This window comes from Acinetobacter sp., from assembly GCF_041919735.1.
Classification (GTDB): Bacteria; Pseudomonadota; Gammaproteobacteria; order Pseudomonadales; family Moraxellaceae; genus Acinetobacter.
Genome location: NZ_JAYRTF010000033.1, coordinates 20,998 through 27,216, shown reverse-complemented (window position 1 = coordinate 27,216; position 6,219 = coordinate 20,998). Strand labels below are relative to the sequence as shown.

At 45.9% G+C, this 6,219-nt stretch carries 6 protein-coding genes; 2 read left to right on the top strand and 4 right to left on the bottom strand.

The genetic code is table 11. The features are described from left to right. Positions 1-186 precede the first annotated feature (186 nt). On the top strand, positions 187-1,407 hold the full coding sequence (locus tag ACE3T3_RS14890) for an alpha/beta fold hydrolase (RefSeq protein ID WP_374668286.1): 1,221 nt from the start codon (positions 187-189) through the stop codon (positions 1,405-1,407). A 246-nt stretch (positions 1,408-1,653) separates the two neighbouring features. Here the strand turns inward: ACE3T3_RS14890 and ACE3T3_RS14885 are convergent, their stop codons facing one another. The 3 genes from ACE3T3_RS14885 to fahA are packed head-to-tail and all read right to left on the bottom strand — an operon-like array spanning position 1,654 to position 4,212. Beyond that, positions 1,654-2,229 (bottom strand): VOC family protein, encoded by a 576-nt coding sequence (locus tag ACE3T3_RS14885; protein ID WP_374668284.1) that lies wholly within the window; start codon positions 2,227-2,229, stop codon positions 1,654-1,656. Between the two features lie 43 nt (positions 2,230-2,272). Next, positions 2,273-2,911 (bottom strand): maleylacetoacetate isomerase, encoded by a 639-nt coding sequence (gene maiA / locus ACE3T3_RS14880; protein ID WP_374668282.1) that lies wholly within the window; start codon positions 2,909-2,911, stop codon positions 2,273-2,275. 17 nt (positions 2,912-2,928) lie between these two features. Continuing rightward, on the bottom strand, positions 2,929-4,212 hold the full coding sequence (gene fahA, locus ACE3T3_RS14875; protein WP_374668280.1) for a fumarylacetoacetase: 1,284 nt from the start codon (positions 4,210-4,212) through the stop codon (positions 2,929-2,931). 385 nt (positions 4,213-4,597) lie between these two features. On the opposite strand from fahA, the gene ACE3T3_RS14870 reads away from it, so the two are divergent. Then, the gene (locus ACE3T3_RS14870; RefSeq protein WP_374668277.1) at positions 4,598-5,377 is read left to right on the top strand and encodes an IclR family transcriptional regulator; all 780 of its coding nucleotides are present in this window, start codon (positions 4,598-4,600) and stop codon (positions 5,375-5,377) included. 357 nt (positions 5,378-5,734) lie between these two features. Here the strand turns inward: ACE3T3_RS14870 and ACE3T3_RS14865 are convergent, their stop codons facing one another. Next, entirely contained in the window at positions 5,735-6,178 is a 444-nt protein-coding gene (locus tag ACE3T3_RS14865; RefSeq protein ID WP_374668275.1) for a DUF2726 domain-containing protein, read from the bottom strand. Positions 6,179-6,219: the final 41 nt, after the last annotated feature.

Here is a 6,219-nt window from a genome sequence, read left to right as displayed (position 1 = left end):
TTCTGCATAACCGCTGGGTTGGGGTGATGATTTTTATCGGCATTTTCTTTGCAGTTTTATGAAATATTTGCATAAATATTTTTAAGTTCATCTTACAAAAAGCGCCTAAAACAGGCGCTTTTTTTATGCTTAATTATTTAAATCTCGTGATGAGATTACGGCGAATAACAAAAAAAGGAAATGAAAATGAATCAAATGCTTAAACGGAGTATGTTGGCGGCTGTATGTTCTTCAGCCTTATTTTTAACGGCGTGCGGCAGTGGAGATGATGATTGGAATATATGGACGTCAAATACAAAATCATACGCGGTTGATGACGATGTCTCTGCATTGGCGGCCAAACATGAAATTTTGACTTATGAAATGCAAAGCGTAGCAAGCAAAGAAATTAATGCTACGACATTGGTTTTTATTCCTAAAGGAGCAGCACCGGCAGATGGCTGGCCTGTTGTAGTTTGGGCGCATGGCACTACAGGCGCTGCAGACAAGTGTGCGCCATCGAACAATGTATTGGATGGCCCAGAAAAGGATTTAGTTAAAGCATTATTGGCGAAAGGCTATGCAGTGGTTGCGCCAGATTATGAAGGTTTAGGCAATACTTCAGTGCCGCATCCTTATTTAAATCTTACAAGTGCGGCGACCTCAATTTTATCAGCAGTGAAAGCGGCCAATGAGCAATATGGAAATTTATCCAAAAAATGGAGTGTTATCGGCTGGTCACAAGGCGGGCATGCTGCTTTAGCTGCCTCGCAATTTCAAAAAGCGCTGCTGGGTTATAACTTTAAGGGGGCGGTTGCGATTGCGCCGGCTTCATATTTGGCAGATACATTGGATGAGGACTTAAGTACCGCACAGACCAAAGCTGCAGCAGCTTTAACGGCAGGTGATTCTGCAGCATTTACTCAAGCAGTTGGTATAGCGGCAACTGCTTATACTTATGCTGCGATTGTCAGTTCAGGCATTAAAGCAGAAACACCGTCATTTCAATATGTGCAGTCATTCCTGCCTGCAAAGGTGCCAATTGCAGAACAGGCGGAAACCCTTTGTTCACCTGAGCTGGGGCTAAAATTTGGTGCAGATATTCAGCAGTATATGAATATGGATTATAGTAAATTTTTCACTTATAAGGCTTTGCAGCCAAATTTCTTATCTGATCCAGATATTAAAAACTATTTAAAAGATAACACGCCGGGAACGGTTAAACTTGACAAGCCTGTGGTGATTTATCAGGGCACTGCTGATACGACTGTGCCTGTAGGTATCACAAAGGATCTAGATGCAAATATGACGGCTTTGGGTACAGATGTACGATTGGAGGAGTTAGGAGGAGAAACACATTCCACCGCGTTTGCAAACAATATCAATGCGCTGGTGGGAGAGATCAACACTTTAATGACGGCCAATTAAACCATGAATATATACGTCAGGTAAAAAAAAGGAGCGGGAGCTCCTTTTTTGTGTGTGCAGCATCCTTTCAAAGAAACGCGCATAAACATAATGAAAGCATTAAATAAAGGATGCTTTTAATTTCTCATAAACTCATGCCTGTATTTAATGCAGTCACGCAGTTCTTTAGCCAATATTGCTTTGTCTGCGCCTAGCACCAGTTCCATATTGCAATGACCTTATTCGTGAAGACCATGCTTATAAAAATTAAGCGTCAGCTTTGGCTTGGCGAGAGCTGTCATCCAATTCTGCTGCATGCAGGAAGTGGGTATGATCCGGCGCGCGTTTGGTTTGTGACCATTGCTCCAGCATGTCATGCTTCATTTCTTCGGTAATCATGGCGATTTTTTGCGGGGCTTTTTCATCATCATAAGCCAGTTCTAAGCGGTGGCCATTGGGGTCAAAAAAGTAAATAGAGTGGAAAATGCCATGGTTGGTGATGCCCAAAACGTCAACGCCATTGGCTTCCAAATGCGCTTTGGCTTCGACCAGTGCATTGCGGTCTTTCACTTTCAGCGCAATGTGCTGCACCCATTTTGGCGTGTTTTCATCACGGCCCATTTTCGGCTGTGTTGGCAATTCAAAGAAGGCCAAAATATTGCCGTGGCCTGCATCTAAAAACAGATGCATATAGGGGTCAAAGGCTTGGGTTGATGGCACATGGTCTTCGGCAAAAGCGAGGATGAAGTTCATATTCAGGTTCTTTTTGTACCATTCCACCGTTTCTTTTGCGTCCTTGCAGCGGTAAGCCACATGATGAATTTTCTCAATTTGAATTGTCATAATTCTGTCCTTTTTATGTCCGTATCAATATGCGGGCTGTCCGTTAAGCCGCATCTGGCTGTGCTTCTGGGGCAGCACTTTTAAATGCATCCAATGCGCAGCAATGGCGGTAAATTGATTGAATTTTTGGATAGGCTGAGAGGTCAATGTTGAAGCGGATCGCGTTATAGACTTGCGGAATCAAGCAGCAGTCAGCCATGGTGGCTTGCTCACCAAAACAGTACTGGCCGTTTGAATGCGCCAGCTGCGCTTCCAGCCCTTTAAAGCCGGTGATAATCCAATGCTTGTACCATGCCGTTTTTTGCTCTTCGCTCATGCCGAGTTCAGCGGTCAAATACTGCAAGACACGCAGATTGTTTAAAGGATGAATGTCACAGGCAATGCTCAGGCAAAATGCGCGGATTAAGGCGCGCTGCTGTGCGTCCTCAGGCAAGAGCGCAATATCAGGATGTGCTTCATCCAAATATTCCAAAATGCTCAGCGATTGGGGCAGCGTGAAATCACCATCAATTAATGCAGGCACCAACTCACTTGGGTTTACGGCACGGTAAGCTGGGCTATGCTGCTCACCGCCATGATTCAGTAAATGCACAGGAATGGTTTCTGCATTTAACTGTTTCAAATTCAGCGCAATGCGTACGCGGTAAGCGGCTGAGCTGCGGAAATAACTGTAAAGTTTCATGATGAACCTCCAGCTGTTTATTCAGCAAAATTGAATTGAACGGCCGGCAGCACTTTGCCTGACACTTCGCCAAAACCAATGCGCAGGCCGTCTTTTTCACAAAAGCCTTTCATGATTAAAGTATCGCCATCTTGAATAAAGCCGCGTTCTTCACCGTTTGACAGGGTGAATGGCTTAGAAGCATTCCAGGTGATTTCCAGCAATGAACCATAAGAGTTTGGTGTCGGGCCAGAAATGGTGCCCGAACCCATCAAATCACCTACTTGCACATTGCAGCCGGCAATGGTGTGATGTGTCAGCTGCTGCGCCATGGACCAGTACATATATTTAAAGTTGGTTTCACAAATGACATCGGCTTGCACTGTACCGTGCGCTTGAATTTCGACAGAGAGATGAATGTCATAGCTGTTGCTGCTATGGTCTTCACGCAAATAGGCCAAAGGCTTTGGTTCTTGCACCGGGGAGCTGGTTTTAAACGGTTCCAGCGCTTCTAAGGTCACAATCCAAGGTGAAATGGACGATGCAAAAGTTTTGGCATTAAAGGGGCCGAGCGGCACATATTCCCATTGCTGCAAGTCACGCGCAGACCAGTCATTGAACAGCACCATGCCAAAGATATGATCCCACGCATTTTCAATAGCAATCGGCTCTCCCAGATTATTCGGTTTGCCGACAATAAAACCAGTTTCCAATTCAAAATCCAGCTTGCGGCAAGGTGAGAATTGCGGGCGCTCAGCATTGGGCAGTTTAATCTGGCCAGAAGGGCGCACAACGTCTGTACCGCTGACAATCACTGAACTTGCGCGGCCGTTATAGCCGACTGGAAGTTCAGACCAGTTTGGAAGCAGCGCATTTTTAGGGTCGCGGAACATGCAGCCGACATTGGTGGCATGTTCTTTGGATGAATAAAAATCGGTATAGCCCGGAATATGCACCGGCAAATGCAGGCTGACATCTGCCTGTTTAAATAAGGCTTGATCACGCAGTGCTTGATTGTCACGCAGTTCGGCATTGTCTGCAGCAAGCAAGCGCTGCAGTTCTGTGCGGATTTTTGCCCAGTTGGCTTTGCCGGATGCAATAAATTTATTCAGGGTCGGCTCTGCAAAATAGGTTTCACCATCCTGAATTTTTAGATAGCCATTCTGTTCCAGTACGGCCAAATCCAGCACCCATTCACCGATCGCTGCGCCTGCGCGGCGCGCGCCATCCGCGCTTTCACTGAAGATGCCATAAGGCAGATTTTGAATGGGGAAATCTGAATCTGCGGCAACCTCGATAAATGATTTCAGTTGGCTGGTCATGTCTCTGTTCCTTTTGACTGAGCAACGCAATCCATGCGGGTGAACAAGTTTGCATTGATAAAAAAAGCATGAAGAGCTGCAGGGCTAAGCGTAAATGGGTGGTTTTGCCTATTCGTATTTAAATAAAATATTGAAAATGAATAATTTTATTTAAATTTATTGCTTAACTCTCAGAACTCTCGATTCTGGGGATTAATCTCATCATACTTATTTTTTAAAATTACGCAATATATAAGTTAATTATGAATTTCGTAATTTATTAAATTTTGAATCGGCGGATCAGGGTATTGCTAAAAAGTTTATTGCGGCCATTTTTGTGTTAAATGCTTTTCAAGCAGACTGCTTCGCGTAGAATGCTGATCATTAAAGCGGGAGTTGCAGACGGATGTCAGAAGAAAAAACACAAGGCGGGGTGCAGTCTTTAGAAGTGGGCTTAAATGTATTGGATGCGCTGATTGCGCAGCGTACGCCGATGATGCTGAAAGAACTTTCTGAAAAATTATCGATGCATCCGGCAAAAGTGCACCGTTATGTGGTGAGCTTGGTGCGGATGAACTATGCCAAACAGCTTGAAGATGGCCGTTATGCGCTGGGGGATCAGGCTTGGCGTTTAGGGTTAAGCTGCATTCAGCGCACGGACATGATTCAGGCGGCGCAGCCGATGATTTATGCCTTGCACCGCGAGATTAACTGCGGTTTGCAAATCAGCAAATGGACCTCGCAAGGGCCTTTGGTGGTGCAATGGATTGAACCTGATCAGCCGGTTTCGGTCATTACGCGGGTCGGCTCTATTATGCCGATGCTGAATTCGGCCACAGGGCGTACTTTTGCGGCCTTTATGGCGGAAGAGATTGTCCGTCCATTGCTGGACAAAGAATGGCAGCAGCGCCAAGCGCTGGGCCAGCCGGTTTATCCGGCAAATTGGCCAGAATTTCAGGAATTGAAGCAGAAGATTTGCGCTTTAGGTGCAGCGACGGTGGCCGGCGATTTGCTGGCTGGGGTCAATGCTGTGAGTGTGCCGGTATTTAACCGCCATGGGGAGGTGGAGTTTTCTATTGCGGCGCTGGGTTCGGAAACTCATCTGCCGGTAGATGCGGACAGTGAAAAACTGGCGGCGATCAAAGCCACCGCTGCGGCATTGACGGCATTCATCTCTCAAGCTTAAGCCGTTTGGCTTTCCTTGAGCAGGGAAGAATACGGATGCAAGGGACAGCTTAATGAAAAAGACATGGGGAGGGCCGGCCATTTTAGCTGGAATAGGATATCCGTCTTCAGTTGCTAAAGTGTGCGAAATCAAAAGTGACGCAAGCTGAGAATTCCGCCTTAAAAATCCTCTCCTTTATTCAAGACGGACAGGTCTTTCGCTGTCCGGCTTTGGATTTTTTGCTGCGGCCATGCGCAGCTTGTTCTGCTGTAAAACGCAGCCGAGACGCTCACGATTCGGCACGGAATAAAACATAGATTTTTTGACAAAAAGAGCTGCAGGCGTCGTCCTGATTTTATTGTACTGCCTTGAAATTCGCTACAGAATATCTTTTTGCAGGCTGTGCGCAGAGGGAATGCTGGTATAGCGCAGTACGCGATAACCCGCTTCATGCAGCATGGCGTCACGTTCCGCATCTTCTTTTTCCTTGCCGATATGGCTGGGGTCATCCAGTTCAATAATTACCACGACATTGCAGTCTTTATCCAGCAAAACAAAGTCGGTCACTTTACGGTTGAATTGATTGCGGATTTTATAATTGTGATTGGTAATTAACGCGCTGAATGCGACTTGCGCTAAAACATGATGCTGCGGAAATGCGCCGATTAAGCGCGTATACATTCTGCTTTCAAAGGGCGTGATCACGCGTTTGGGAAAATACTTTTGCCTGCGGAAAAACAGCCGCGGAAAGAGGAGGCAGACTAAAGCAAAGCTTGCTAAACAGCCGATGATAAAAAAGATGCTTTGAGTGAAATCGAACACAGCAACAAACCACGGAAAGATTTGCGATATCAAGAAAAAGC